Origin of the sequence: Paraburkholderia fungorum (assembly GCF_003610895.1) — a bacterium.
Lineage (GTDB): Bacteria > Pseudomonadota > Gammaproteobacteria > Burkholderiales > Burkholderiaceae > Paraburkholderia > Paraburkholderia fungorum_B.
This window is the reverse complement of the sequence record NZ_MCAS01000038.1, coordinates 34,997-60,660: the sequence shown is the minus strand read 5'-3', so window position 1 is coordinate 60,660 and position 25,664 is coordinate 34,997. Positions and strand designations below refer to the sequence as shown.

At 63.1% G+C, this 25,664-nt stretch carries 22 protein-coding genes; 7 read left to right on the top strand and 15 right to left on the bottom strand.

What is annotated here, in order from left to right; genetic code table 11:
- Positions 1-23: 23 nt before the first annotated feature.
- Together BCY88_RS29530 and BCY88_RS29525 are read right to left on the bottom strand one after the other, a co-directional pair.
- Positions 24-1,946 (bottom strand): DUF3857 domain-containing transglutaminase family protein, encoded by a 1,923-nt coding sequence (locus tag BCY88_RS29530; protein WP_120347709.1) that lies wholly within the window; start codon positions 1,944-1,946, stop codon positions 24-26.
- On the bottom strand, positions 1,943-2,842 hold the full coding sequence (locus tag BCY88_RS29525; protein WP_120347699.1) for a helix-turn-helix transcriptional regulator: 900 nt from the start codon (positions 2,840-2,842) through the stop codon (positions 1,943-1,945). The genes BCY88_RS29530 and BCY88_RS29525 overlap by 4 nt, the downstream gene beginning before the upstream one ends.
- A gap of 109 nt (positions 2,843-2,951) precedes the next feature.
- Between BCY88_RS29525 and BCY88_RS29520 the strand changes: the two genes are divergently transcribed.
- Positions 2,952-3,503, top strand: a complete 552-nt coding sequence (locus BCY88_RS29520; protein ID WP_120347698.1) for a hypothetical protein — start codon at positions 2,952-2,954, stop codon at positions 3,501-3,503.
- A 33-nt stretch (positions 3,504-3,536) separates the two neighbouring features.
- Here BCY88_RS29520 and BCY88_RS29515 read toward each other — a convergent pair whose 3' ends face one another.
- Complete coding sequence (locus BCY88_RS29515) at positions 3,537-4,202, bottom strand: hypothetical protein (protein WP_120347697.1); 666 nt, start codon at positions 4,200-4,202, stop codon at positions 3,537-3,539.
- 314 nt (positions 4,203-4,516) lie between these two features.
- On the opposite strand from BCY88_RS29515, the gene BCY88_RS40480 reads away from it, so the two are divergent.
- Positions 4,517-4,651: a hypothetical protein gene (locus BCY88_RS40480; RefSeq protein WP_259461550.1), complete on the top strand. Its 135-nt coding sequence runs from the start codon at positions 4,517-4,519 to the stop codon at positions 4,649-4,651.
- A gap of 319 nt (positions 4,652-4,970) precedes the next feature.
- Here BCY88_RS40480 and hutG read toward each other — a convergent pair whose 3' ends face one another.
- From hutG to hutH, 7 genes are all read right to left on the bottom strand, one after another.
- Complete coding sequence (hutG, locus tag BCY88_RS29510; protein ID WP_120347696.1) at positions 4,971-5,792, bottom strand: N-formylglutamate deformylase; 822 nt, start codon at positions 5,790-5,792, stop codon at positions 4,971-4,973.
- A 120-nt stretch (positions 5,793-5,912) separates the two neighbouring features.
- Positions 5,913-7,298, bottom strand: a complete 1,386-nt coding sequence (locus BCY88_RS29505) for a formimidoylglutamate deiminase (RefSeq protein ID WP_120347695.1) — start codon at positions 7,296-7,298, stop codon at positions 5,913-5,915.
- A gap of 10 nt (positions 7,299-7,308) precedes the next feature.
- The gene (gene hutI / locus BCY88_RS29500; RefSeq protein WP_120347694.1) at positions 7,309-8,532 is read right to left on the bottom strand and encodes an imidazolonepropionase; all 1,224 of its coding nucleotides are present in this window, start codon (positions 8,530-8,532) and stop codon (positions 7,309-7,311) included.
- Positions 8,533-8,664: 132 nt separating this feature from the next.
- Positions 8,665-9,294 carry a HutD/Ves family protein gene (locus tag BCY88_RS29495; RefSeq protein ID WP_120347708.1) on the bottom strand — a complete coding sequence of 210 codons (630 nt, stop codon included), beginning with the start codon at positions 9,292-9,294 and terminating at the stop codon, positions 8,665-8,667.
- A gap of 2 nt (positions 9,295-9,296) precedes the next feature.
- On the bottom strand, positions 9,297-10,985 hold the full coding sequence (gene hutU / locus BCY88_RS29490; RefSeq protein ID WP_120347693.1) for a urocanate hydratase: 1,689 nt from the start codon (positions 10,983-10,985) through the stop codon (positions 9,297-9,299).
- 68 nt (positions 10,986-11,053) lie between these two features.
- A complete protein-coding gene (gene hutC / locus BCY88_RS29485; RefSeq protein WP_120347692.1) occupies positions 11,054-11,749 on the bottom strand; it encodes a histidine utilization repressor in 696 nt (231 codons plus the stop codon).
- Positions 11,750-11,774: 25 nt separating this feature from the next.
- Positions 11,775-13,298, bottom strand: a complete 1,524-nt coding sequence (hutH, locus tag BCY88_RS29480; protein WP_183081484.1) for a histidine ammonia-lyase — start codon at positions 13,296-13,298, stop codon at positions 11,775-11,777.
- Positions 13,299-13,883: 585 nt separating this feature from the next.
- Between hutH and BCY88_RS29475 the strand changes: the two genes are divergently transcribed.
- Together BCY88_RS29475 and BCY88_RS29470 are read left to right on the top strand one after the other, a co-directional pair.
- Positions 13,884-14,780 carry an NAD-dependent epimerase/dehydratase family protein gene (locus BCY88_RS29475; protein ID WP_120347691.1) on the top strand — a complete coding sequence of 299 codons (897 nt, stop codon included), beginning with the start codon at positions 13,884-13,886 and terminating at the stop codon, positions 14,778-14,780.
- A gap of 145 nt (positions 14,781-14,925) precedes the next feature.
- Positions 14,926-15,108 carry a hypothetical protein gene (locus tag BCY88_RS29470; RefSeq protein ID WP_120347690.1) on the top strand — a complete coding sequence of 61 codons (183 nt, stop codon included), beginning with the start codon at positions 14,926-14,928 and terminating at the stop codon, positions 15,106-15,108.
- Positions 15,109-15,220: 112 nt separating this feature from the next.
- Here BCY88_RS29470 and BCY88_RS29465 read toward each other — a convergent pair whose 3' ends face one another.
- Together BCY88_RS29465 and BCY88_RS29460 are read right to left on the bottom strand one after the other, a co-directional pair.
- Positions 15,221-16,588, bottom strand: coding sequence for an APC family permease (locus tag BCY88_RS29465; protein WP_120347689.1), 1,368 nt, complete (start codon positions 16,586-16,588; stop codon positions 15,221-15,223).
- Between the two features lie 238 nt (positions 16,589-16,826).
- Complete coding sequence (locus BCY88_RS29460) at positions 16,827-17,663, bottom strand: carbon-nitrogen hydrolase family protein (protein WP_120347688.1); 837 nt, start codon at positions 17,661-17,663, stop codon at positions 16,827-16,829.
- A 345-nt stretch (positions 17,664-18,008) separates the two neighbouring features.
- On the opposite strand from BCY88_RS29460, the gene BCY88_RS29455 reads away from it, so the two are divergent.
- A complete protein-coding gene (locus BCY88_RS29455) occupies positions 18,009-18,890 on the top strand; it encodes a helix-turn-helix transcriptional regulator (protein WP_120347687.1) in 882 nt (293 codons plus the stop codon).
- Positions 18,891-19,003: 113 nt separating this feature from the next.
- On the opposite strand, the gene BCY88_RS29450 is transcribed toward BCY88_RS29455, so the two are convergent.
- From BCY88_RS29450 to BCY88_RS29440, 3 genes are all read right to left on the bottom strand, one after another.
- Positions 19,004-19,738, bottom strand: a complete 735-nt coding sequence (locus BCY88_RS29450) for a DUF899 domain-containing protein (RefSeq protein WP_120347686.1) — start codon at positions 19,736-19,738, stop codon at positions 19,004-19,006.
- Between the two features lie 157 nt (positions 19,739-19,895).
- On the bottom strand, positions 19,896-20,306 hold the full coding sequence (locus BCY88_RS29445) for an ArsR/SmtB family transcription factor (RefSeq protein WP_120347685.1): 411 nt from the start codon (positions 20,304-20,306) through the stop codon (positions 19,896-19,898).
- 260 nt (positions 20,307-20,566) lie between these two features.
- Positions 20,567-21,949 carry an NCS2 family permease gene (locus BCY88_RS29440; protein WP_120347684.1) on the bottom strand — a complete coding sequence of 461 codons (1,383 nt, stop codon included), beginning with the start codon at positions 21,947-21,949 and terminating at the stop codon, positions 20,567-20,569.
- Between the two features lie 551 nt (positions 21,950-22,500).
- Here BCY88_RS29440 and BCY88_RS29435 point away from each other — a divergent pair.
- Both BCY88_RS29435 and BCY88_RS29430 read left to right on the top strand, forming a co-directional pair.
- On the top strand, positions 22,501-23,466 hold the full coding sequence (locus tag BCY88_RS29435) for a PRC-barrel domain-containing protein (protein WP_120347683.1): 966 nt from the start codon (positions 22,501-22,503) through the stop codon (positions 23,464-23,466).
- Positions 23,463-24,716, top strand: a complete 1,254-nt coding sequence (locus tag BCY88_RS29430) for an MFS transporter (RefSeq protein WP_120347682.1) — start codon at positions 23,463-23,465, stop codon at positions 24,714-24,716. The genes BCY88_RS29435 and BCY88_RS29430 overlap by 4 nt, the downstream gene beginning before the upstream one ends.
- The last annotated feature ends 948 nt before the right edge of the window (positions 24,717-25,664 follow it).

Sequence of the window (25,664 nt, the reverse complement as noted above, 5' to 3'; positions counted from 1 at the left end):
CACCCACGGGACTTCACCCACGCCTATCTGACCACCTTCACCACCACCTCGGCATCGAGATCCCGCTCGATCCGCACGAGATCGTCCTTCACCGCGGCAAACTCATCGGCCGAGCACATCTGATGCCCAAACGCGGCCTGAAGGTGACGCCTGACCTGCAAGACCCGCGTGGCAGGATCGAACACATAGCGGGAAGAAAATTCGAAGAAGCGATCCTTCAGCGCGGCATCCGGCGGCACATCCGTTACATGGACGAACCGCGGCAGCGTCAGCTCCAGCGTCTCGTCGAACGAGCCCCCGATACACGCCCAAGGCTGCGTCCTTGACGGCTCCGCCAGCCACGCCTGCACCTGCCCGGCCATGCCGCCGGACAAGCTCGTCAGGGCCGGCACAGCGGTCGTCCCATCGGTCCAGACAAAGTGCGGCACCCTTCCCTGCATCGACGTGGAAAACGGGCCATCCGTGGCGGCCACGTCGCCGGTGAGCAAGTGCGCCGTACCGTGCAGGCCGGTCTGCAACAGACGATTGGCCGCGATCTGCTGCGTTCCCTGCCGCGTTGCCCGTCGAAACAGATTGCGCTCGAGCTCCGCGGTATAGCCGGCATCTTCCACGCGATAAGCGTAGTTCGCCGCGCCGTTCTCATCGACGTCGATCTGCAGGCGTGCCGTGCGTTGGCGCAACTGGGTGGCCGGCGTGCGCGCCAGCTCGCCCTCGTCGACCAGCAGGACGGGACGGTCCATCACGCTTGGCGGCAGGTAGCCAAAACTCACGCCGCCCGCCGTGGTATCGGCAAACAAGGATAGATCAGGAATCCAGACGATTGCGTGATTGATCGCGCTGCCTCCATATCCTGGCACGGACGGCAAGCTGTAGTACGGCCCGAGATTGAGCAGCACGGCCTCGCTGCGGATGCCGACCGCAGCCAATAGCGCACTGTACAAGGCGACGTGATCCTTGCAGTCGCCATAGCGGTTGCGCAGGATGTCGGTCGCTCTATGCGGGATCGCCGCCGTTTCGCCGAGAAACAGCGCGACGTAGCGAATATTCAGACGCATCCAGTCGTACAGTATCCGTGCTTTTGCGCGTGGGTCACTGGCCTCGCGGGTCAGGTCTTGAGCGAGCCGGACGATCGCCGGATCGTTCATCGTCGCGTCGACAGCGGGGCCGCGATAGCGCGCGGCGAAGTTCGCGAAATCCGGCACCGTCGATACCATCAAGCGGTCGCCCCAGTTCGCATAGCCCACCGCGCCCGTCTCGAGCGGCGCATAGGGGCCGTGCCGATAGTCGAACTCATAGCGGGTGCGGCCGTTTGCCGTAACAGGCGGCAGCGCGACATAGCCACGCGCATCGGCGTGAAGCGGCACGTCGGCGGGCAGGTCGAAGATCAGGCGCTGCATCTCGACGGGCTCGCGAGTCGGTTCGACCAGATACGCGAACGTGCCCGCTTGCAGAGGCTTCGCGCGGGTCTTGCGAAACGCCAGGTGCACGCGCGCGCCGGGTTCGACACCCGGAAAGATCACCGTGCGCAACACCCCGTCTTCGAAACTCGGCGCACCCGCCGAGCGCGGTTCCTGCACGTCGCGGATCGCCTCGGGGCCGACCGGATGCGCAACGCCGCCCGGATCGATCGTTTCCGCTGCCAGCAATTGCACCTGCTCGATGTCCTTGTTGAACCATACGTAGCGTTGCGCGATATCGTCGACGCCGCTCGTCGTGTTGGCCCGCAGGACCGTGTCGTCATGCTCTTCGACCGAGCCGTCTTTCTGGATCACGAAGAGATGGACATCGCGCTCGATTGTCGAAGGAGAAAGGTCGTCGTTGGGGGTCGTGGAGGTGCTGGGAACGTCCGGACCGCTCGGGTCGCCGCCCTCGGCCTGCGAAGCGCTCGCGCACGCAAGCAGCGCTACCGCGGCGGCCACCTTCATGAACGCGGCGCGCCAGGTCATGCGCGATGCGCCCTGCCCCGCGCCCGCCATGCGAGCGGACTCGACGCGAACTCCGCGCGAAACGCATGATTGAAATTCGACAGGTCGTTGAAGCCGCAATCGAGCGCGATATCGACCACCTTCGCGCTGTCGTCGCAAAGTCGCAGCGCCGCGGCCCGCAAACGCGCGCGCAGCACATATTGATGCGGCGTCACACCGGTCACGCGCTGGAACGTACGCAGGAAATAGAACTCGCTCAGACCCGCCGCGGCAGCGAGGCTAGAGAGCGTATGCGGCGCGCCAGGCGTGTCGTCGATCAGGCGCACCGTTTGCCCCACGCGTGACCAGGCCGCGGCGCTGGCAGGCGGTTCCGCACGCGTCAATGCGCCCGCAGCCTTGAGCGTCGAGACGGCCAGTTCAACCGCGAGCTCGTCCCACACCGCGCCGCCCGCATCCAGCGCACCGGCGCAAGCCCGCGCGATCAGCGGCGACAACGCGGGCAGCGACGGAATGCGCGCACGCCTGAAGTTCAGATCGCCGCTCGCGATGCCGGCGTCCGCGGCAAGCCGCTCGAAGTACGCCGGCGCATACCGGAAGGCGATGCAGCGATCGCCCGCCGCATGCCGATGCCCGCATTCGAAGCAGTCGCCCGTATTGCCGAGCAGCAGTGCGCCGGGGGTCAGCAACGCCCGCCCCGTGTCGCTGCGGTAGCCGAACGAGCCGGCGACCACCATGGCGATGCACACACCCGCGTGCCGTTCTTCGAATGGCTGGTCGCGCGGGCCGAAGGTGCAAAGCATGTCCGCGACATCCCAGTTCGCGCTCTGGGCCAACGTACGCGCGCGGGTATCGCCGCGCGTGCCTTCCCGGGCGCGTTGCGCCAGCGCCTGCTGCAAAGTGACGGCAATTTTCCCCAAGATGCACCTCGGCTGAGTCCGTATTGTGGTTTTAGCACATCAGCGGGCGACGCGGTTTTGCCGCTTGCCGCGCTGGCCTTTTAACCTGACACCCGCAGGAGCACACACGATGAACATGCTGGAGGACACCATCGACCACGGCTTTCACACCGCCTTGAGCGCTCCGGCGCGCGCCGCCGGCATCGATGCCGCCGACGATCTCTACGGCTGGCTGATCGGCAGTTGGGATATGGACGTGGTGCACTACCGCGTCGACCTCGGCCAGGCGCGCCGCCGCGGCGAGATTCATTTCGGCTGGGTTCTCGAGGGACGCGCCGTGCAGGACGTGTGGATCATGCCGCCACGCGGCGAGCATCAGGCGGGGCTCGCGCCCGCCGACACCATGTACGGCACCACACTGCGCGTGTGGGACCCGGCGCTGCGGGCGTGGCGCGTGACTTACATCAATCCGCAGACCGGTCAGCGCGACGAACTGATCGGACGGCGTGTGGGCAACGATCTCGTGCAGATCGGCACACATGCCGACGGCACGCCGATTCGCTGGAACTTCACCGATATCACACGGGACTCATTCCGGTGGACCGGGGTCGCGCTGGCGCAAGACGGCGTGACGTGGACACTCGAGGCCGAGTTTCACGCGCGGCGCAGGCTTCAGGTGTGAGTTGCGAGGTTACGAGGCCGCAGATAGCGGGCATCAATCCCCACCACCGATTTGCCCGAGCAAAGCCTGCAGCCGCTCCACGTGCCTGAGCAGCAAATGCCGATGCTTTTCGATCTGCTCGAGCCGGCCAGCCAGGTCGGCCTGGATCGGGTCGTCGAGCTCGGCGGCCGCGATCACGTCTTCCACTTTCGATCGCATCGACGCAAGATCCACCGGCGCGTGACTCAAATGCCGCTCGAAGCGCCGCACGTCCTGCATCGCCAGATCGCGAACTTTGCGGAAGTGAGCCTGCCGCCGATGCGCTTCGGCATCGAGCGTCTCTTCTTCGACGCGTTTGGCCGGACTCGCCTGACCGAAAATCGGCTCGGGCGGCCGCAGCACGGTTTTCTTGCGCACCGGATGCGCGGTGCCGCGAAAACGCGCGAGCGGCTGTTCGTTGTCGATCGCTTCGCGCGCGTTGGCCGGGATGTCCTGCTCGGTATGCGACACGTTCATCCAGCCGCCCGGCAAGCCCGTCACCGCCTCGATACCGCGCACGAATTCCTCGCTGAATTCGCGCTGGCCAGACAACATCAATTTCAGGTAACTGGCGGAAAAGGTCATCATGCGCGCCAGACGCGTCGCCGCGCCGACCTCACGGGTCAGCAGCACCAGGTTCGCTCGCCAGACCGGGAGCAGCAATTCATCGGAATCTTCCATCGCTGGGTCTTCCATCTTTTGCCCGATGTATGGATGACGTCATACCCACACGTCATCGTTCTGAAAGGGTAGCCGCATCAGCGCCTGATGCGCAATGCCCGCACGCGCATTGCGTGTCGCTCGACGTGTCGAAACGACACGCTAGCGTGCGACGCCCAGGGATAAAACGCCACGAAGCGCGGCGTTTTGAGTTGACCCATGCATTCAGTCAGTGTTCCCACGCGACGCGCGCGATATGTGGCATCCTTTTGCACCGTTGCGGCACGCAACGTGCTGCAGCGTCAGCACTACCATCATGATTTAAGGATTCTGTAATGAAGAAAATCGTTCTCGCTATCGCAGCAACCGTCGTCGCCCTGAGCGCGGTCGCTCCTGCTCAAGCTTATGAGCACCACCCCGTATGCCACAAGGTGCGCGTCCACCATCACTGGGAACGTCACTGCCACTAAGCGTTGCGCGGCGCCCACACGGCGCGCATCGGCAAGCCCCGCCATCCGCGGGGCTTTTTTTTTCGCCGCTGTGCTTCGAAGCGACGCGGACTCACGCCGCGCCTGAATGCGCTTCATGCTGACGAAAGCTGCAACGCTCTATACGTTCGGCGCGAAAGCCGCAGCATGCAATCACGGACACATGCTGTTACACCTTTGCGGTGTAAGCCGACGCGGCCGCGGCCTCGCGCAATGCGAAGCGCGGCGAGCCGCGTGGAGAAGATGAGATGAGTATCCGTGACGGCAGCGCCTTCAGATCGCCGCCGTCGAACTGTGTCCTTCAGGCTGCGCTCACGCGCGTCAATGCCGTCGTCACCAGCTCTTCCAGCAAAGGTTCGATCTTCGCGGCCAGGCTTTCGTCATACGCATACGGCATCTGTTCCTCCATATACGTAATCTGCGACAGCTCGAGTTGTACCGCATGCACGCCCTGCGACGGCTGCCCATACTCCCGCGTGATGTACCCGCCCTTGAAGCGCCCGTTGGCGATCGCGGAATAAGCGCCATGCCGCTCGACCACAGCGGCCAGCTCCTCGCCCAATCCCGCCACCGCGCTAGCGCCGTTCGACGTGCCGAAATTGAAATCCGGCAGACGTCCTTCGAAAAAACGCGGTACGTGCGAGCGAATCGAATGCGCTTCCCACAGCAGCACCTTGCCGTGCTTCGCCTTCAGCGCGGCGAGCTCGCCCACCAGCGCATCGTGATACGGTTTCCAGTAAGCGTCGCGCCGGCGCGCGACTTCGGCCTCGGTCGGCAGATGGCCTTCCAGATACAAGGACTCCTTGTCGAAGGTATCGACCGGCAGCAATCCGGTGGTGTCCTGCCCCGGATACAGGTTCGCACCGTCAGGCGGGCGGTTCAGGTCGATCACATAACGCGCGTACGTTGGCGCCAGGATCGACGCGCCCATGCGCTTCGCAAACGCATAGAGACGGTCGAGGTGCCAGTCGCAATCGTCGGTGCGCTGCGCGACCGGGGTCATGGTGGCGGCGATATCGGCGGGGATTTGCGTACCCAGATGCGGGATCGAAATCAGCAACGGCAGGCTTCCCTGATGCAGCGATAGAACCTGCGGAGCAGTTGCAGTAGACGAAGCAGTCATATCAGTCCGGAATCGATAAAAGTCGAAGGCTCAGCTTACTCGGATTGGGCGGCAATTCACGCGGGTATTTCGTTTCGGCGTGCGGCGTGTGGCGAGCACGCGTGGCGTGGCGTCGGCAACTTATCTGAGCAGATCGGCGAGCGCCTCGCGATAGCGGGCGTAAGCGCCCGCCTCGTCGCGATGGCGGCGGTTCTCGACGACCCTGTCGCCACCCGCATAGACGTCGCGAATGGGCGACTCGCCATGTTCGCAGAATACAACGCCCGAGAGCCACGCGTTCGGTGCATGCTCGGCGATGCTCGAATGATCGGCATCGAGCACCAGCCAGTCGGCACGGCGCCCTGCCTGCAATGCACCGACCGCACGCCCCGTGGCCTGCGCGCCGCCTTCCAGCGCGGCATCGAACAAACGGTCGGCCACGTACGTAGCGTGCGGCGAGGCGAGCACGTTGCGCTGCCGGCGCGTGAGGCGCTGGCCGTACTCGAGCAAACGCAATTCCGCCCGCCAGTCGACCCCGATATGACTATCCGAACCGACGCCGATGCGCCCTTGCGCGTCAAGATAGTCGTGCGCCGGAAAAATGCCGTCGCCGAGATTGGCTTCGGTGGTCAGACACAAACCGGCGACCGCGCCGCTCCTTGCGAGCGCCAGCGTTTCGTTCGCATCGACATGCGTGGCGTGTACGAGGCACCAGCGGCTATCGACGTCGAAGCGATCAAGCAGCCATTGCACCGGGCGGGCGCCTTCGGTTTCGAGGCAGGCGTCGACTTCGGCGGTTTGCTCGGCGATATGGATGTGAACCGGCGCGTTTTTATCGATGCCGTTCAGCAAGGCATGCAGAGAATCGGCCGACACCGCGCGCAATGAATGCGGTGCCACGCCATAACGCAATCTCGCGCTCTCGGGACGCGCCGCACGCAACGTGCCCAACAGATCGAGCAGACTCTCCGGCGAATTGATGAAGCGCTGCTGATCGTCACGCGGCGCGCGCGAACCGAAACCGCTGTACTGATACAGCACGGGCAGCATCGTCATGCCGATGCCGCTAGCCGAAGCCGCATCCACCACGCGCTGGGCCAGTTCTGCCTGGTTCGCATAGCGGCTGCCATCCGGCGTATGGTGCACGTAGTGAAATTCGCAGACCGACGTGTAGCCCGCCTTCAACATCTCGATGTACAGCCACTGCGCGACTGCAGCGAGCCCTTCCGGCGTGATCCGCGCGGCGAAGCGGTACATCAGGTCACGCCAGCTCCAGAAGTTATCCGTCGCATTCGCACGATACTCGGTCAGGCCGGCCATCGCGCGTTGAAACGCATGCGAGTGAAGATTCGGCATGCCAGGCAACACGGGACCCGCGGCTTTTTGCACGCCGTCGGGAACCGCCGCGGTATCGGGCGTGACGGACGTCAGCGTGCCGTTCGCGTCCCATTCCAGCAGCACATTGCGGCGCCAGCCATCGGGCAGATACGCGTGATCGGCGAATAGTGATTGTTTTGATTTCATCATCTCTCAGGCCCTAGCTCAAATCACGTCGCGTATAAACCGTCTCACCCGCGCGCACGACTTGCGCGCACAACGGACGCCCAATCCAGTAAGCCAGCTCGGCAAGTGTTTCCACCGACCACACCGCGAAGTCCGCCGCGCGCCCAACTTCGAGCGAACCGTGTCGATCCGCCTTGCCGAGCGCGCGTGCCGCATGCGAAGTCACGCCTTGCAGCACTTCGGGCACGGTCATGCGGAACAAGGTGGTCGCCATGTTCATCATCAGCAGCAGCGACGTGGTGGGCGACGTGCCGGGATTGCTGTCGGTGGAGATCGCGATCGGCATCTGGTAGCGCCGCAGAAGGTCCAGAGGCGGCAGTTGCGTCTCGCGGATGAAGTAGTACGCGCCCGGCAGCAGCACGGCGACGGTGCCGGACGCTTTCATGGCGGCAACGCCCGCTTCGTCGAGAAACTCAAGGTGATCGGCGGACAGCGCATGGTATCGCGCGGCCAAGGCCGTGCCGCCGCTGTTCGACAATTGCTCGGCGTGCATTTTCACCGGCAGTTTGTAGCGCTCCGCGGCCTGGAACACGCGTTCGCTTTGCGCCGGCGAAAAGCCGATACGCTCGCAAAATACGTCGACGGCGTCGACCAGACCTTCGTCGGCGAGCGTCGGCAGCATCGTGTTGCAGACTTCGTCGATGTACGCATCGGCTCTTCCCGCGAATTCCGGCGGCAACGCGTGTGCGCCGAGAAATGTCGTGTACACCGATACCGGATAGCGCTCGCCCAACCGACGCGCGACACGCAACATCTTGCGCTCGCTGGCGAGATCGAGGCCGTAGCCGGATTTGATTTCAATCGCCGTGACGCCTTCGGCGAGCAGCGGTTCGAGGCGCGCGGCCGATTGGCGGAACAGCGAGTCTTCGTCGGCGGCGCGCGTGGCGCGCACCGTTGAGACGATACCGCCGCCCTGCCGCGCGATTTCCTCGTAACTGACACCGGCGAGGCGCTGCGCGAATTCGTCCGCACGCTGCCCGCCGTACACCAGATGCGTATGGCAATCGACGAGACCCGGCGTCACCCATGCGCCGTGCAGGTCTTCACGCGGCCACCCGGCATAGCCAGCGGGTAAGTCGGATGCTGCGCCGAGCCACACGATCTTGCCGTTCTCAACGGCAAGCGCGGCATCGGGCAGCGTAGTTTGGGGATCGCCCTGGGGGCAAAGTTTCAGGTGATGCCAGACGGTTTGCTTCATCGCGTGCTCTTTGCAGCTCGTTGCGTGTCTGTGGTGATTCGCGGCGCGCTTCTACCGGACCATTGCCTGGCATGGGCGAGGCCCGTGCCGTAACTCAAGCGCGCGTGCGAATCGTCGTCATCGTTGCGCTTATCACGTGTAGCGGATGCTGATCGCGAGCAATGCGCCTGCGCCCTTGACCGTGCACGACAGCGCACGCGGCGCGTCGATACGCAGTGTGTCGTCGGCCTCGAGCACGTGCGTTTCGGCTTCGTCACCGAGCGCGACCGAAACCGAACCGCTCGCGCAGAACAACAGCACCACGTCGGCAGACAAGGTGCGGTGCGTCTCACCGCGCCACACTTCGGTTTCGCCCACCGCCGCGCCACGGCGCACCATCAGGTTGAAGTCGCGCGTGGCGCCGTCGACCAGACGTGCTCCGATTTGCGCTTCGCCCGCGAACCGCGCGATGTCGAGCGGCTGGGTCAACGCATGCGTCTTCACGACCTGCGCGCCGGCGTCTGTTTCATCGAGCAGCATGCCCGCTCCCGACAACAACGCCAACGTACGGTCGATACCCGCAAAACGCGAGAACGGTCCGGCTTGCGCCACGTCGGCAATGCTCACGCGCCACGTGAATGCATCGAGCCCCGCGCTTACCGGAAACGCCGCCACTTCACGCGTGACGCCGCCGCCGTTCTTCCACGGCGCCGCCACGAGATCGGCGCCGCGAATCAGCGTCGTGGTTGCCGTGGTATCCACAGGCGTGCTGTGAAGCGCCACGATCAACGGCCCAGCATCGGCAGATTGAGGCCGGCCTCACGCGCCGTTTCCTGCGCGAGTTCATAGCCCGCATCCGCGTGACGCATCACGCCGGTCGCCGGATCGTTGAACAGCACGCGGCCAAGGCGTTCCTTCGCGGCATCCGTGCCGTCAGCGACAATCACGACGCCCGAGTGCTGGCTAAAGCCCATGCCGACCCCGCCGCCATGATGCAGCGAGACCCACGACGCGCCGCCTGCCGTGTTCAGCAGTGCGTTGAGCAGCGGCCAGTCGCTGACTGCGTCCGAGCCGTCTTTCATCGATTCGGTTTCGCGATTCGGGCTGGCGACCGAACCCGTATCCAGGTGATCGCGGCCGATCACGATCGGCGCCTTCAGTTCGCCGTTCCGGACCATTTCGTTGAACGCCTGGCCCAGACGGTAACGATCCTTCACGCCGACCCAGCAGATGCGCGCCGGCAGGCCCTGGAACGCGATGCGTTCGCGCGCCATGTCGAGCCAGTTGTGCAGATGCGGATCGTCAGGAATCAGTTCCTTGACCTTGGCATCGGTCTTGTAGATGTCTTCCGGATCGCCCGACAGCGCGACCCAGCGGAACGGGCCCTTGCCTTCGCAGAACAACGGACGGATGTACGCCGGCACGAAGCCCGGGAAATCGAAGGCGTTTTCGACGCCCATTTCCAGCGCCATCTGACGAATGTTGTTGCCGTAGTCGAGCGTGGCCGCGCCGCGTTCCTGCAGCGTCAACATGGCCTGCACCTGCTTGGCCATCGACTGCTTGGCGGGCAGCACGATGCTGTCCGGCACGGTTTTCTGACGCTCGCGCCAGTCTTCGACACTCCAGCCTTGCGGCAGGTAGCCGTGAATCGGATCGTGCGCGCTGGTCTGATCGGTCACGCAATCCGGCGTGATGCCGCGCGTCACGCATTCGGCGAACACGTCCGCTGCGTTGCCCAGCAGGCCAATCGACACCGGCTTGCCGGCTTTCTTCGCTTCCTCGAGCATGGCGAGCGCTTCGTCGAGCGTCGCTGCTTTCCTGTCGACGTAGCGCGTCTTCAGACGGAAATCGATGCGCGTCTCGTCGCATTCCACCGCGATCATCGAGAAGCCGGCCATGGTCGCGGCCAGCGGTTGCGCACCGCCCATGCCGCCCAAACCGCCCGTCAGAATCCAGCGGCCCGAAGGGTCGCCGTTGAAATGCTGGTTCGCCACCGAGAAGAACGTCTCGTAGGTGCCTTGCACGATGCCCTGACTGCCGATATAGATCCAGCTGCCCGCCGTCATCTGGCCGTACATCATCAGGCCCTTGCGATCGAGTTCGTGGAAATGTTCCCACGTCGCCCAATGCGGCACCAGGTTCGAATTCGCCAGCAGCACGCGCGGAGCGTCCGCATGCGTGCGAAACACGCCGACCGGCTTGCCCGATTGAATCAGGAGCGTCTCGTTCTCTTCGAGGTCTTTCAACGACGTGAGAATCTGATCGAAGCAATCCCAATTACGCGCGGCACGGCCAATGCCGCCGTACACGACGAGAGCGTGCGGGTGCTCGGCGACTTCCGGGTCCAGATTGTTCTGGATCATCCGGTACGCGGCTTCCGCGATCCAGGTCTTGCAGGTCTTTTCCGCGCCGCGCGGTGCGCGGATCGTGCGGGTCGGGTCCAGACGCGGGTCGATATGTTTCGGGTTGTTCATGGTGGCCCTCGGAATGCGTGAAAATGTTCGGGAAGAATGCGGGAAATGGGTCGATAAATGCGGCGAAATCAGAAATGGCCGGTGAAGCGATAGCGGCTGCCGGGATGCCAGAGATTCGCGACCGAAGCGACCTGGCTTTGCGACCACGTGCGCCGATGCAACACGAGGCACGGTTCGAGTTCATCCATGGTCAGCAGCTCGCGGGTATCCGCATCCGCCGCCAACGCTTCGATGCGGTACTCGACGCGCTGCAGCGGCGCCACGCGCACCAGATACTGATTCGGCGTGGTGTTCGTGAAGTCCTGCAACGCGTACTCGGGCGCGACCGCCGGGTTGACCCAACGCTCTTCGAGCTGCACCGGTTCGTCGTTTTCGAAATGCAGCACGCGCGAATGAAACACCGGACTGCCCGCGCTCATCTGCATTTCCTCGGCAAGCGCCTCGTCGGCGATGCTCGCGCCGATGTGCAGCACCTTCGCCTGATAGCGATGACCGCGCGCGACAATTTCGTCGGAGATGCTGCGGATCGCCACCAGCGTCGATTCGTACTTGGGCCGGGCCACGAACGTGCCCGAACCCTGCACCCGCGTGAGAACCTGCTCCGAGGTCAACTCGCGCAACGCGCGGTTGACCGTCATGCGCGCGACGTTGAATTCGCGTGCGAGCTCGTTTTCGGAGGGCACCTGGTCGCCTTCAGCCCATTCGCCCGCATGGATGCGGCCGAGGATGAAGTCCTTGATGCCCTGATAGGCCGGTGCGTTCATTGGCTGGTTCTGCCTGGCTGCGTGCTTACTGTTCGGAGGCGAACGAGAACGGGCTCAGCTTCGCGATCGTGCCGTTCTGCACGAGACGCGTGACTGCCGCGATGTCCGGTGCAAAGTAGTGATCGAGTTCGTAGTGCGCGACGTCCTTGCGCACTGCGTCCATCACTTTCTGCAGGCTCGGGCTGGTCTTGTGCGGTGCGCGCAGATCGACGCCTTGCGCCGCCGCGAGCAACTCGATCGACAGGATATTCGCGACGTTCTCGGCGATGTCGCCGAGCTTGCGCGCAGCGAACGTGGCCATCGACACGTGGTCTTCCTGGTTCGCGGAAGTGGGCAGCGAATCGACCGAAGCCGGATGCGCGAGCGTCTTGTTCTCGGAGGCGAGTGCCGCGGCCGTCACGTGAGCAATCATGAAACCCGAATTCACGCCACCGTCGCGCACGAGGAACGGCGGCAGACCCGACAGCGTCGCATCGATCAGCAGCGCGATACGGCGTTCAGCCAGCGCGCCGATTTCAGCGGCGGCGAGCGCGAGGTTGTCGGCCGCGAAGGCAACCGGCTCGGCATGGAAATTACCGCCCGACAGCACTTCGCCCGTGTCCGGGAAAATCAGCGGATTGTCGGAAACGGCGTTCGCTTCGATCAGCAGCACTTCGGCTGCGTGACGCATCTGGTCCAGGCACGCGCCCATCACCTGCGGCTGGCAGCGCAGGCTGTACGGGTCCTGCACCTTGTCGCAATCGGCGTGCGAAACATTGATCGCCGAGCCTTGCAGCAGCGAACGGTAGGCCGTTGCCGCGTCGATCTGGCCTTGATGGCCGCGCAATTCGTGAATGCGCGCGTCGAACGGCTTGACCGAACCCGCCGCTGCGTCCACCGACAACGCGCCTGCCACCAGCCCGGTGCGGTACAGGTCTTCGATCGCGAACATGTTGTAGAGCGCGAGCGCGGTCGACGCCTGCGTGCCGTTCAGCAGCGCGAGACCTTCCTTCGCCTGCAGCGTGAGCGGCTTGAGGCCGACCAGCGCGAGGCCCTCGGTGGCCGGCATGCGCTCGCCCTTCGCCAGCACTTCGCCGACGCCGAGCAAGGTCGCCGACATATGCGCGAGCGGCGCGAGGTCGCCCGATGCGCCGACCGAACCCTTAACCGGAATCACCGGCAGCACGTCGGCGTTGTACAGCGTGATCAGCGCTTCCATCACTTCGCGGCGGATACCCGAGTGACCGCGGCCGAGGCTCGACAGCTTCAGCGCGATCAGCAGGCGCACCACCGGACGCGACATCGGCTCACCCACGCCGACCGCGTGCGACAGCACCAGATTGCGTTGCAGCAGTTCGAGCTGGTCATGAGGGATGTGCGTGCTGGCGAGACGCCCGAAACCCGTGTTGATGCCATACGCCGGTTCGCCCTTGGCGGCGATATCGGCGACGGCCTTGGCGCAGGCGTCGATGGCGGCGTGGCTGGCCGGATCGAGTTGCAGCGCGACGTGTTCGCGTGCGATCTGGCGCAGTTGCGGGAGGGTCAGATAGCCGGGCTTCAGAATCATCATGGTGTTGTCCTGTCTTGTCTATACAATTTGAGAGAAGTCTAGCGTCGCCGCCTTGTATATACAACCTGTTTTTGCAGCTTCAGACCTAGGGGTTTCCATTAGGGCTGGATGTGAGCGGCATGGATGCCGCATCGGCCGGGCTTTCGGACGCCTGGGCAAACGCGCCGGACTCGGCCGTCCCGCGGATCAACTTGTATATACACGTCAAAAATAGGCGGCGGCAAGCGGACAAAAAGATTCACCGCGGCAGCCTGCGCAGTTGGACCGGTTCGTGTGTCTTTGCTGAGTTATAGGCGAGCCCGCCGAGGGTGCAAAAAAGCCTGCGTACTCACAGGCGCCGTGGGGTTTGTTCAGCATGTGACTGGCGAAGTACTGGTCTGAGCCCCACCCCCGCTGCCCCGTCCCGAGACAGCCAACTGGCGCAATGTCTCGCCGCACAATACGCCGCTCACCGTCGGCGAACGTCTTGATTGTTGATTAAAAATCAAGATTGATTTGAGACTAATACGCTTTTTGCGAGAATCAAGACGGCGGATACTGCGTGTATTGCATCGTGTTTCCGGTGTTTCCACCAAGGAGAACGTCTTGAAGATTTTCATTACTGGCGCAAGCGGCTTTATCGGCGGTTCGATCGCGGCGCATCTCGTGCGCGCCGGCCATCAGGTGCGCGGCCTGATCCGCAAGCCCGAGCACAGCGCTGAGTTGCAACGCCTCGGTATCGAACCCGTCATCGGCACGCTCGACGAGCGCGAACTGCTGATCGCCGAAGCGCAAGCCGCCGACGCGGTCATCAACGCCGCGAGCAGCGACCACGAGGGCGCGGTGAAAGCGCTGATCGACGGTCTCGCCGGCTCCGGCAAACCGTTTCTGCACACGAGCGGCTCGAGCATCGTCGGCGATGCGTCGGGCGGCGAGGCCGGCGAGGCGCGCATCTATCACGAGGACGCCCTGCCCCAGCCCACCGCGGATAAAGCGGCGCGCGTCGCCATCGATCAACTCGTGCTCGATGCCGCCCAGCAGAACATTCGCTCGGCGGTGCTATGCAACACGCTGATCTACGGTCACGGCGCCGTGCCGGGCAGTGCGAGCGTGCAGTTGCCGCGGCTCGTGCGTCAGGCGCAAAAGAGCGGCGTGGTGCGGCATGTGGGCAGCGGCGGCAATATCTGGTCGAACGTGCATATCGACGACGTCGCCGAACTCTATCGCCTCGCATTGGAGAAAACGCCGGCGGGCACCTTCTACTTCGTCGAAAGCGGTGAAGCGGCGTTTCGCGACATGAGCGCGGCAATCGCGCACGTGATGAAACTCGGCGAGCCGCAAGACTGGCCGCTCGACGCGGCACAACAGGAATGGGGCTACGAAATGGCGTCGTACGGACTCGGATCGAACAGCCGCGTGCGCGGTGAGCGCGCACGCAAGCTGCTTGGCTGGCAGCCGAAACGCAGTTCGGTGATCGACTGGATCGAGCACGACATGGTTTGATGTGATGTCGCGCCGAGGGCTCGCTCCAGGGCGTAAGCAGTGTAAGCCTGGGTGTTGCGAATCCGTAAGCTCACCTCGCTAGAATCCGGCCCACGTTATAGCGCAATTCGACGTTACGAGTCGCGCGTGAGCCCGGATTTTATCGATGACTTTGGCGCTGAATTTCTACTGGCTGACCAACCTGTTGGCGATTCTGTTCGTCGTGGCGTGCCTCTACGATGCACGCTACGACGAGTACGGTACGTTGACGCTGGCAGCGGCCGCGATGAGTCTTGTCGTGATGGCGATCGAGGTGTTCCTCAAGCCCGCTTTCGACATGGCACTCTGAACTCGACGCTGCGCAATGCAGCGCCATTCGTTTTAACTCGCGCTTAGCCGCTGACCGATAGACTGACCGACACGCCGACGGATCACCGCGAGCGCAAGCGCGAGCGGCTAAATCAAACCGCGACTTCGGGCGGCGCCTGGCGGAAACAGCGCGTGATCCAGCCGAGATAGCACAAACCCAGCACGAACCACACCGCGCCGAGCACCAGTGCGGTTTTCTCGAGGCTCACCAGCAGCCAGATATCCGCAATCGCACCGGCCAGCGGAAACAGCAGGCCGCCGATTACGCCCATTGCATTCGCACTGCCCTTCGCGTTGAAGAACTGGCGGATCACACACAGATTGACCGCGGTGAACGCGAGAAACGCGCCAAAGTTGATGAACGAGGTCGACGTCGCCACATCGAGCTTCAGCGCGACCAGACCGATTGCACCCGCGATTGCGATATTCAGTGCCGGCGTCTTGAACTTCGGATGCACGAAACCGAAGATGCGTTTGGGTAATACTTCATCGCGTCCCATCGCATACAGCAAACGCCCCACGCTTGCCTGCGCCGAAATGCCCGAAGCGAACTGCGCCAGAATCAGGCCGGCCAGAAACACTGTGACGAAGATATCGCCACCCACTTTGCGCGCGACTTCGAAAGCGGCCGAGTCCGGGTCCTTGAACACCGCACCCGGGTGCGCAAGCTGCACCGTGTAGGCGGCAATCACGAAGATCGCGCCGCCGATCAATGCGATCAGCACGATCGCGCGCGGCATGGTCTTCTCCGGGGCGATGGTTTCTTCGGTCAACGTCGACACCGCATCGAAGCCAAGATACGAATAGGCGGCAATCGCGGCGCCGGCCATCGTCGCGGAGAGCGGCACATGCGGCTTGAAGAACGGCTCGGCCGAAATCAGGCCGCCGGGGCCCACCGCGGCAGTCACATAGTGGCAGCACAGCACGACGAACAACGCGACGATCGCGAGTTGCACGACCATCAGCACGATGTTGAAACGGTTCGCGAGCTCAATGCCGAGGATGTTCAGCGCACTCGTCAGCACAATGAACGCGACAATCCAGATCCAGCCCGGGATGTGCGGAAACGCGGCGCTGAGATACGCCGCGCCGATCAGCCAGATCACCATCGGCAGGAAAAAATAATCGAGCAAGGTGGCCCAGCCGATCATGAATCCCAGATGCGGATTAAAGGTTTTGCGCGTGTACGTATAAGCCGAACCCGCCACCGGGAAAAGCCGCGCGAGCTTGCCGTAACTGAGCGCGGTAAACACGATCGCAATCAGGGCGATCAGATACGCGAGCGCGGCGGTATCGTTGCTGGCGCTCGCCAGCACACCATAGGTGCCGTAGACGATCAGCGGCGCCATATAGGCGAGGCCGAACAGCAGGACTGAAGGCAGCCCGAGGGTGCGCTTCAGGCGCGCGGCTTCGGGCGCGGCAGATGCGCCGGGGCGCTCGGTGGGCGATGTCGGGGTCATGCGGTGTCTCCTCTTGCGAATGGGCGAGCGTCGCCGGAGGCGGCGTTGAACGCGCCCCGGTCGAGCCTTGTCGATCAGATCTGCTGGATGCGCGTATGCCGCGCCGATGCTTGTTTGCCTGATGCGGTGCGCTCAGGTGACTGGTAAGTGCCCGGTGGGTGCCCGGTGAGTGCCTGGCAGGTGCTGAATTGCGCTTATGTGCGCCTGCAGGCACTTCTCGCGCGTGTCTTGGCGCACGCTAGCGCGCGCGGATCACACGCGCACGCTGCCCGTGCTCGCCGTCCAGCGTCGCGAGGTCGAGCAAAATGCGCGCGTCATGCAGGTAGCGATAGTGCTCGCGCGCGCCTTCGAGACGCGCGGGGTCGAGCGTGGCGCGCAGGACCGTTTCTTCGTGCGCGGCGTCGCATACCACCTCGCCGAACGGATCGATCAACGCCGATTCGCCGGGGAACGTGAGGTCGTCGTCGCCTGAACCGATGCGATTCACGAGCGCCGCGAACATCTGATTCTCCATCGCGCGCGCCACGATCGCCCGGCGATGCACCGGCCCGAACGGGTCCATATTGCCGTTCGTCACGATCAACAGATCGGCGCCGAGCGAGGCGACGGCGCGCGCCGTTTCCGGAAATTCGATGTCGTAGCAGATCAGCAGGCCGACGGTCAGGCCCTTGAAACTGCACACTTCGTAACGGTCGCCCGGTTCGAATACCCCGACGTCCGACGCCCACAGATGCGTCTTGCGATAGCGCAGCGCGATCTCGCCGCGTTCGTCGACCAGCACCGTGGTGTTGAAAAAGCGTTTGCCGTCACGTTCGGCGAGACCCACCGCCACCGCGACGCCCGCTTCGCGCGCCGCGTTGCGGACGGCGGTGAGCGACGGCCCGTCGATCGGTTCGGCCATGTCGGCGATGGTGTCGCGCGTCGGAAAGCCCGACAGCGTGGTCTCCGGAAACACGATCAGATCGGTGCCGGCCGCACGTTGGCCGATGGTTTGCAGCACGCGTTGCACGTTTGCGCCGCCTACGCCCGTCGCGCCATCGACGATCGGGATCTGTGCTAATTCGAGTTGAAGCATTCTGTCTCCTGTGTCGACCAGAGTTGGCGCTTCAGCGCTTACTCTGGTCCCATGCAAAGCTGTCGACCAGAGTTGGCGCTTTAGCTGTCGACTAGAGTCGGCGCTTCAGCGCCTACTCTAGTCCCATGCAGAGCTCTTACTCTGGTCCCATGCAAAGCTGTCGGCTGGAGTTGGCGCTTTAGCGCTTACTCCAGTCCCATGCAAAATGGTTACGGTCCCTGCCGGTTTGCTTCGCGCTGAATAGCGGCTATCGTCAGGCCGCCCGTGTTTTCAGCTTGGGCCTATTATTACCAGACATATTTTTGTTCGTAATCACCCGGCTGGGTTACCCTCAACGGAGCACGCATGGAACTTGAATGGCGCGACCTGGCCTTTCATCGCGAGATCGGCGCGGTTATCGAAGCGCTCGACAGCGCGCAATTCTGGACTCGCCTCACACGCGCGCTCGAACGTTATGTCGCATTCGACAACTGGGTCGCCCTGCGCTTCACAACTGGCATGGCGCCGCTCGTCTGCGCCGAATCGCCTACGCCGGACGGCGCGGTGGATTCAATGTTCCAGGACTACCTCGCCGCGCTGTATCAGCTCGACCCGTTCTATCTCGCCGCGACCGGAAAGCCGGCATCGGGCTTCGTCACGCTTGCGGACGTCGCGCCCGACAACTTCTCGATGACCGATTACTACCAGCGTTACTTCAGGAAAAACATCGTCGGCGACGAGGTGCATTTCAACTACATGATCGACGCGAGGCATACGCTGGCGTTCTCGCTGGGCGCAACGCATCGCTATGGCGAGCGCGACCTGGCCGTGCTCGCGCTCTGCGCGCCATGGGTGATCGCGCTGCTGCGCCAGCGCCTGCCGTATGAAGTGTTCGACGCGCCGCAGCCACTCTCGGGCGAAGTGACGACGCAAACGGGGATGCAAACGGGGACGCAAGCAGCGACGCAAACCACGACCGCAGCAACGGCACAAACCGACGCCCCGACCTATGCCGCGCGCTTCGAGCAGGTATCGTTGGAAAGCGGCCGCTCGCCCCTCACCGCGCGCGAAGTCGAAGTGGCGATGCTGACCTTGAGCGGATTTTCAACGCGCGCCATCGCGGAGAAACTGGCGATCTCGTTCGAAACGGTGCGCGCACACAAGAAGCACATCTATACGAAGCTCAACATCAATTCGCAGTCGGAATTGTTCGCACTGTTTTATGAAGCGGGACGCAAAGGGGCATGACGTCCCGCATATTTTCTGTCAGCGCGGGTTCCCGGCGCGGGGCCCACATGTCACGAGCGTCATAAGCGTCATGGGCATCACGGGCATCACGAGCATCACGAGCATCACGAGCATCACGAGCCGCATGCAGCACACCCGCTCACTTTCTCTTCGTAGCGATCGTGATGTTTGAGCCATTCGCCCATATTCTTTTTCTCGTTGCGGCCTTTCGGCGTGACGTCGAAATGCGCGTACGCGCTGATGAACTGTTCGCCGCCGCGTCCGTAGGTGGAGTACGTGTGATAGACGTCGCCCGCCTCGTCCTTGTAGAACACACTGTGACCGGGTAGTTCGTCGATGCCGACATCCTGCTCGGTGAAGTTGTAGAACGCCTTCTTGCTCGCGACCTCCTCCGGCGTGAACGACACGTGATAGTCGAAATTGAAATCGCTCTCATTCGACGACACCCACGGGAACGTCCAGCCCATACGCTCCTTGAAGGCCTCGATCTTCGCGAGCGGCCCGCGCGAAACCGCCACGTACGATACATCGTGATGTTCGAGATGCGTCAGGATGCCGTTCATGTGATCCGACAGGAACGAGCAGCCGAAGCAGCCCTCCTTCCAATCCGGGCCAAACATGAAGTGATAGACGATCAACTGACTGCGGCCGCCGAACAGATCGGCGAGCGTCTTGCGGCCTTGCGGCGTCTCGAACGCATAGGTCTTGTCGATCTTCACCCACGGCAGTTCGCGACGCTTGCGGGCAAGTTCATCGCCGGCCCGCATGTACGCTTTCTCTTCCACCAATAGCGCCTTGCTGGCGGCCAGCCATTCTTCTCTAGTGCCGATGCGGTGTTGCGGGTCCATGTGCGTCTCCTTGTCTGCGTCGTACAGGTTCGGGATAGAGCTAAATCAGGCGGAGCAGTGTTCCAGCGCATTAAGCCCATGGCACCAGCCAGACTGATGCACGTCGCGCGTTGCTTCGCCGGTGAACTGTTCTTGAATGAGCGTCAACAGCGTGCCGTTACCGTCCCGGCGTGGAAGACTTGGGCGGGCGTGTCGGCGGGGTGCCGCTGGACGGTGAGGCCGGACTTGCTGGACATGGGGTTTCCTCTTCAACGAAAGCCGCCAGACGATCGAGCGATCCGGACCAGAACCGCTGATACCGGGTGAGCCACTCCATGGCTTCCTCCATCGGTCCGGCGGACAGGCGGCACGCTACGGTGCGGCCGGTTTTGCTGCGCGTGATGAGACCCGCCTCGGACAATACGTCGAGGTGTTTCATCACTGCGGGCAACGACATCGCAAACGGCTCGGCGAGTTCGCTGACCGACAGGTCGCTCAGTTCGGACAGACGCGCGAGCAACGCACGCCGCGTCGGATCGGACAGCGCGGCGAAGGTGCGATCGAGTAACGTTTCATTAAACTTAACCATGAGGTTAAGTATAGAAACACACGTGAGGATGTCAAGCACAGGTGCGTGCTTTTTTCTGAGCGCGCGGTGCGCGAGATGAAAGAGGCGAAGGGAGCGCTACAAAAAAGATACGCGGCGGGTCACAGATAAAGCCCTGCAACACGCCGCGTCAAGGTGGAGAACAACCGACTACACGTTCGAGCGAAACGGCGCGGAAAAACCGCCCTGCTCTCGCGTTACTGCAAAACTGCGTATGCGTAATGCGGCGTCGTGCGGAGCAATCAGATCGCCCAACCGCCGAGATAGAAGCCGACCAGCACGACAGCGATGACAACCGTGCCCACGTTCAGCTTGCGATACTCGCCGCTCACCACGCGGCCAATCACCAGCGTTGCGAAGCCGAGCATGATGCCCGTCACGATGTTGGCGGTCAGCACGATGAACACGGCGCACATCAGGCCCGACATCGCGTCGACCATGTCGTCCATGTGCAGCTTGCTCACGTTCGAGAGCATCATCAGACCGACGTACATCAGCGCAGGTGCCGTTGCATACGACGGCACGAGACTCGCCAACGGCGAGAAGAACATCACCACCAGGAACAGCAGACCGACCACAGCCGCCGCCATCCCCGTCTTCGCGCCGGCTGCAACGCCGACCGTCGATTCGATGTAGGCAGCCGCCGGTGCACCACCGAGCAGGCCCGAGAAAATCGAGCTCAGCGAATCCGCCGTCAACGCACGGCCACCGTTGATGATGCGACCGTTTTCGTCGAGCTGGCCGGCCTGGCCCGCAACGGCGCGAATCGTGCCGGTTGCGTCGAACACGGCGGTCATCACGAGTGCCAGCACGCTAGGCAGAACCGCCATCGACAGCGCGCCCTTGATATCCATCGCGCCGATCAGCGAAGCATGGCCCGGTGCGCTCAGCGCAGGCAGTGCGAACACGCCATGAAACACCACCGTCGGATCGATCACGAGCGCGATCCCGGAGATCGCGACGATCACGATCAGGATCGAACCCGGCACGCGACGGCGCACCAGACCGAAGATCGCGGCCAGTCCCGCCACCGACATGATCGCCGGCAACGCCGTGATATTGCCGAGCGCGACCGGCAGACCAGCGCCCGGATTCTTGACGACCAGACCCACGTCATTCGCGGCGATCAGCAGCAGGAACAGGCCAATGCCGATACCCGTACCGTGCGCGATGCCGGTGGGCAGATTGCGCAGAATCCACGAACGTACGCCCGTCACCGAGATACCGGTGAAGACCACACCCATCAGAAACACCGCGCCGAGCGCGACGTTCGGATGCAGACCTTTGCCGAGCACGAGACCGAACGCGGTGAACGCAGTCAGCGAAATCGCGCAACCGATCGCGATCGGCAGACGCGCCCATACGCCCATCAGCAGCGAGCCGAAGGCGGTAGTCAGGCACACGGCGACGAATACCGCGCTGGTATCGAAGCCCGCTTTACCGAACATGCCGGGCACGACGAACACGGAGTAGACCATCGCGAGGAAGGTCGTGATGCCCGCGACGATTTCCGTACGCTGCGAACTGCCGCGTGAAGAGATTTCGAAGTAGCGGTCGAGAAAGCCCTTTCCGTCGAATGATTCGGCGCCGACTTCGGAAATCGGTTGGGCGTGGGGTTCCATCATGATGAGTGCCTCCTTTATCAGCGTGCTGAAACGGCCCGTTTTCCGGCCGCCATCAGGTTCGTCTCGTTGCGTTGATCTATTGTGGTGTGGCAAGGTTTGAACGTCGGCTTGCGATGCGTCCGGACAACCCGCATGCTCCGTTCTTGTTTTGCTGTCTCGAAATGTAGGGCAACACAAATATATCTCCCATCGCATGGATGGCATGCCCGACATGTCACGATCCTTATATCGTTTAAGGGACGGCAAATCGTGGGTACGTTCCGCGCGTTTACACCTACGGTTTGTCATGAAGTTGTGAAAGAGTTTTAGGGGTCCGGATTGAGAAAACCGGCGATAAACCGGCGTTCATAACGCTCGATGAACGCTCGACAATTGCTCGATGAACGCGCAACGCGGCATGAGCCGGACCCTGGCCGCACCTGTCAAAAAGCCTGCAAAACCGGGCCGCCCCGGCGCCGCGGGTTACACTCTGGCCCTTACCTGACTTAATTGCGTGACGTAAAGCGGCGCTCCACAGCGCCCGTACGCATTGGCCCATGGAGTCCTTCTTGATGAGCGGCGGTTTTTCGCGTCCTGCCTGGCGTCTTCTGATTCTTGCTGTGTTCGCGCTGTTCGCACTGTCCGGTTGCGGCCTGCTGTGGGGCCCCCAGCAGGCGCCGATTGTCGATGCCACGGTGATGCCCGTCGAGCCCGCGAGCGCCCCTGTGGCCGCCTCTGCGCCGGAACCCGTCGAGACTGAGGCGGCCGAGCCCGAACAGCCGAAGAAACCGAAGAAGCCGGTTATCAAGCCGCGCAAGGTCGAACCCCCGCCGCCGGTCGTCACGCCTGCGCCGCCGCCCCCTGCGCCCGCGCCGCTGATCGTGCTGCGCACGATCGAGCGTAGCGACGCGCGCACCTTGCTCGATAGCGAAGTGCAGAAACCCGACGGCAAGGTGGTGGGCCGCGCGGTCGATCTGATCGCGGATGCGAACGGCAAGCCGCGCGAGATGGTGGTCAATCTGCAGGGTTTCCTCGGCGTCGGCGACCGCAAGGTCAATTTCCCGTGGAGCGCGTTCCACTTCACGCCCACCGCGAAGGCCGCGCCGATCACGCTCACCGCGGGGGCCGTACCGGCTCCCGCCGTGAAATCCACCACCTTGCAATTGCCGCTGATCGACGCCGATGTCGAGCGTTCGAACGGCGCCAAGGTCGGCCGCGTGATCGATGTGCTGATCGACGCCAACGCGCAACCCCAGGCGGTCGTGCTCGACGTCAACGGCATGGTCAGCACCGAGCGGCGCACGATTGCCGCCAACTGGTCGGCGCTGCGCTTCGTCACGAAAGACAAGGAGCTGCATCCGCTGATCGATTTGAGCGACGCGCAGATCAACGCGACGCCGCCGTACGCCAGCGGCAAACCGGTCCGCGCGGTGTCCCCGGCGCCCCCTCCGGCGCCTGCGCCTGCTGCCCCTGCTGCTGCGGCTTCCGCCGCACCGGCTAATGTCACTGCGAGTTCCAACGCAAGGGCGGCCCGATGATAGGCCGTACTTTGGTTACCACGCGCAGCCTGCGTGCACTCGATTGGCTGAATTTCTTCGTCGCCAACGTGCAGACGGGCTTCGGGCCGTTCATCGCCTCGTACCTCGCCTCGCACAAATGGACCCAGGGCGAGATCGGCATGGCGCTGTCCGTCGGCACCATTAGTGCGATGGTGAGCCAGGTGCCGGGCGGCGCCGCTGTCGACGCGTTGCGCAACAAGAAAGGCGCGGCCGCATGGGCGATCGCCGCGATCATTCTCAGCGCGGTGCTGCTGGCCACGAGCCCGACGGTGCTCCCCGTGATCGCCGCCGAGGTGTTCCACGGCTTTGCCAGTTGCATGCTGACGCCGGCATTGGCCGCGATCTCGTTTGCTCTCGTGGGGCGCGCGAATCTGGGCGACCGGTTGGGACGCAATGCGCGCTGGGCATCGATCGGCAGTGCCGTCGCGGCTGGGTTGATGGGGATCTTCGGCGAATACTATTCGCCCCGTGCGGTGTTCTGGCTGACCGCGGCGCTCGCCGTGCCGGCGTTGTTTGCGCTGACGATGATTCAGCGTACCGATACGATCGAGCTGCCCAAAGCCGGACCGACGCCGGAGCAGATCGAACGGCGCGAGAGTTTGCGCGAGTTGTTGCGTGACAAGCGGATGCTGCTGTTTGCGGCTTGTATTGTGCTGTTCCACCTGTCGAATGCCGCGATGCTGAACCTCGCCGCTGGCGAAGTGACGGCCGGCATGGGCGACAACGTGCAGCTCGTGATTGCCGCGTGCATTATCGTGCCGCAGGCGATTGTGGCGATGATGTCGCCATGGGTTGGGCGCTCTGCCGAGCGATGGGGACGCCGGCCGATTCTGCTGCTGGGGTTTTCGGCGTTGCCGATACGGGCGTTGTTGTTTGCTGGAATCAGCAGCCCTTACTTGCTGGTGCCGGTGCAGATGCTGGACGGCCTGAGCGCTGCGGTGTTCGGCGTGATGCTGCCGTTGATTGCCGCCGATGTTGCCGGCGGGAAGGGGCGGTATAACCTGTGTATCGGATTGTTTGGGTTGGCTGCCGGGATTGGGGCTACTTTGAGTACGACAATTGCTGGGTTTGTGGCGGATCATTTTGGTAATGCTGTGAGCTTTTTTGGACTTGCTGCGGCGGGCGCGATGGCTGTTTTGCTGGTGTGGGCGGCGATGCCCGAAACGCGGGAGGCAGTGGTTGCTGGGGAGGCTGCGCCTTTGGGGGATGGGAAGTCGGCTGTCAGATAAGGTGTCTTTTTTGCCTGCGCGGCGCTTTGGGTGTGGTTTTGTGGTTTTGGCCTTTTCTTCATCTGTTTGCCTGCGCGGCGCTTTGGTTGTGGTTTCGTGACGTTGGCCTTTCCTTGATTTGCTAGTGGTCTATTAGCGTTGCCCCTGTGCGGGGCGGCATTTACTCTTTGGCCTTTCCTTGATTTGCTATTGGTCTATTAGTGTTGCCCCTGTGCGGGGCGGCACTTACTTTCTTTGCCGCCGCAAAGAAAGATAAGCAAAGAAAGCGGCTCACACCGCCAGCTTATAAGTGGGTCCCCCGCACAGTTGCGGTAGTGGTGCATCTGGAATCCGTGTTCTCGCACACTCCGCGTTAGCGACACAGCGCTCATTCGCTCCCACTCCGCACCGCGTGCGTCGCGGATGGGTCTGCCAGGGAAACCCTCGGCTTCGGTTGAGCTCGGTGGGGGCCATCGGCTTCGCCTCGGCGAGATGCTCCCGCACTCATTGGCGAACCCCACTTGGAATGAAATGGCGATGCACTGCATACGTTGAAGCGCGCGCAATTGTGCCCGCCGCGTCGATGCAGCGACTAGCCAGGGAACTGGGTAGACCGTGGGAGCGAACGCTTGAAATGTCGATGCGTTGCATTCATGGCAAGGCCACAGCCTTACCAGCGGCCGCGATGCAACGACGAGTCAAGGACCCTCACAAACCGCGCGAGCACCAAGTGGTTTTATGAAGAACCGTTCGGCGCGCGCAGCGCCGCCGGAAGTATGACGCCCTTGTCACTAGCGCCGAATGTGCGAGAGCACAGATTCCAGATGCACCACTACCGCGGCTGTGCGGGGGACCCACTTATGAGCTGGCGGGGTGAGCCGCTTTCTTTGCTTATCTTTCTTTGCGGCGGCAAAGAAAGTAAGTGCCGCCCCGCACAGGGGCAACACTAATAAACCACTAACACAGCAA

Excerpts from the sequence above, each read along its gene's own strand:
- BCY88_RS29435 (WP_120347683.1), top strand. The coding sequence starts at position 22,501 with ATGAGCGGCGGTTTTTCGCGTCCTGCCTGGCGTCTTCTGATTCTTGCT.
- BCY88_RS29520 (WP_120347698.1), top strand. The coding sequence starts at position 2,952 with ATGAACATGCTGGAGGACACCATCGACCACGGCTTTCACACCGCCTTG.
- BCY88_RS29465 (WP_120347689.1), bottom strand. The coding sequence starts at position 16,588 with ATGACCCCGACATCGCCCACCGAGCGCCCCGGCGCATCTGCCGCGCCC.
- BCY88_RS40480 (WP_259461550.1), top strand. The coding sequence starts at position 4,517 with ATGAAGAAAATCGTTCTCGCTATCGCAGCAACCGTCGTCGCCCTGAGC.
- BCY88_RS29515 (WP_120347697.1), bottom strand. The coding sequence starts at position 4,202 with ATGGAAGATTCCGATGAATTGCTGCTCCCGGTCTGGCGAGCGAACCTG.
- hutH (WP_183081484.1), bottom strand. The coding sequence starts at position 13,298 with ATGATGATTCTGAAGCCCGGCTATCTGACCCTCCCGCAACTGCGCCAG.
- BCY88_RS29460 (WP_120347688.1), bottom strand. The coding sequence starts at position 17,663 with ATGCTTCAACTCGAATTAGCACAGATCCCGATCGTCGATGGCGCGACG.
- BCY88_RS29505 (WP_120347695.1), bottom strand. The coding sequence starts at position 7,298 with ATGATGAAATCAAAACAATCACTATTCGCCGATCACGCGTATCTGCCC.
- BCY88_RS29455 (WP_120347687.1), top strand. The coding sequence starts at position 18,009 with ATGGAACTTGAATGGCGCGACCTGGCCTTTCATCGCGAGATCGGCGCG.
- hutG (WP_120347696.1), bottom strand. The coding sequence starts at position 5,792 with ATGACTGCTTCGTCTACTGCAACTGCTCCGCAGGTTCTATCGCTGCAT.
- hutU (WP_120347693.1), bottom strand. The coding sequence starts at position 10,985 with ATGAACAACCCGAAACATATCGACCCGCGTCTGGACCCGACCCGCACG.
- BCY88_RS29530 (WP_120347709.1), bottom strand. The coding sequence starts at position 1,946 with ATGACCTGGCGCGCCGCGTTCATGAAGGTGGCCGCCGCGGTAGCGCTG.
- BCY88_RS29445 (WP_120347685.1), bottom strand. The coding sequence starts at position 20,306 with ATGGTTAAGTTTAATGAAACGTTACTCGATCGCACCTTCGCCGCGCTG.
- hutC (WP_120347692.1), bottom strand. The coding sequence starts at position 11,749 with ATGAACGCACCGGCCTATCAGGGCATCAAGGACTTCATCCTCGGCCGC.
- BCY88_RS29450 (WP_120347686.1), bottom strand. The coding sequence starts at position 19,738 with ATGGACCCGCAACACCGCATCGGCACTAGAGAAGAATGGCTGGCCGCC.
- hutI (WP_120347694.1), bottom strand. The coding sequence starts at position 8,532 with ATGAAGCAAACCGTCTGGCATCACCTGAAACTTTGCCCCCAGGGCGAT.
- BCY88_RS29440 (WP_120347684.1), bottom strand. The coding sequence starts at position 21,949 with ATGATGGAACCCCACGCCCAACCGATTTCCGAAGTCGGCGCCGAATCA.
- BCY88_RS29470 (WP_120347690.1), top strand. The coding sequence starts at position 14,926 with ATGACTTTGGCGCTGAATTTCTACTGGCTGACCAACCTGTTGGCGATT.
- BCY88_RS29430 (WP_120347682.1), top strand. The coding sequence starts at position 23,463 with ATGATAGGCCGTACTTTGGTTACCACGCGCAGCCTGCGTGCACTCGAT.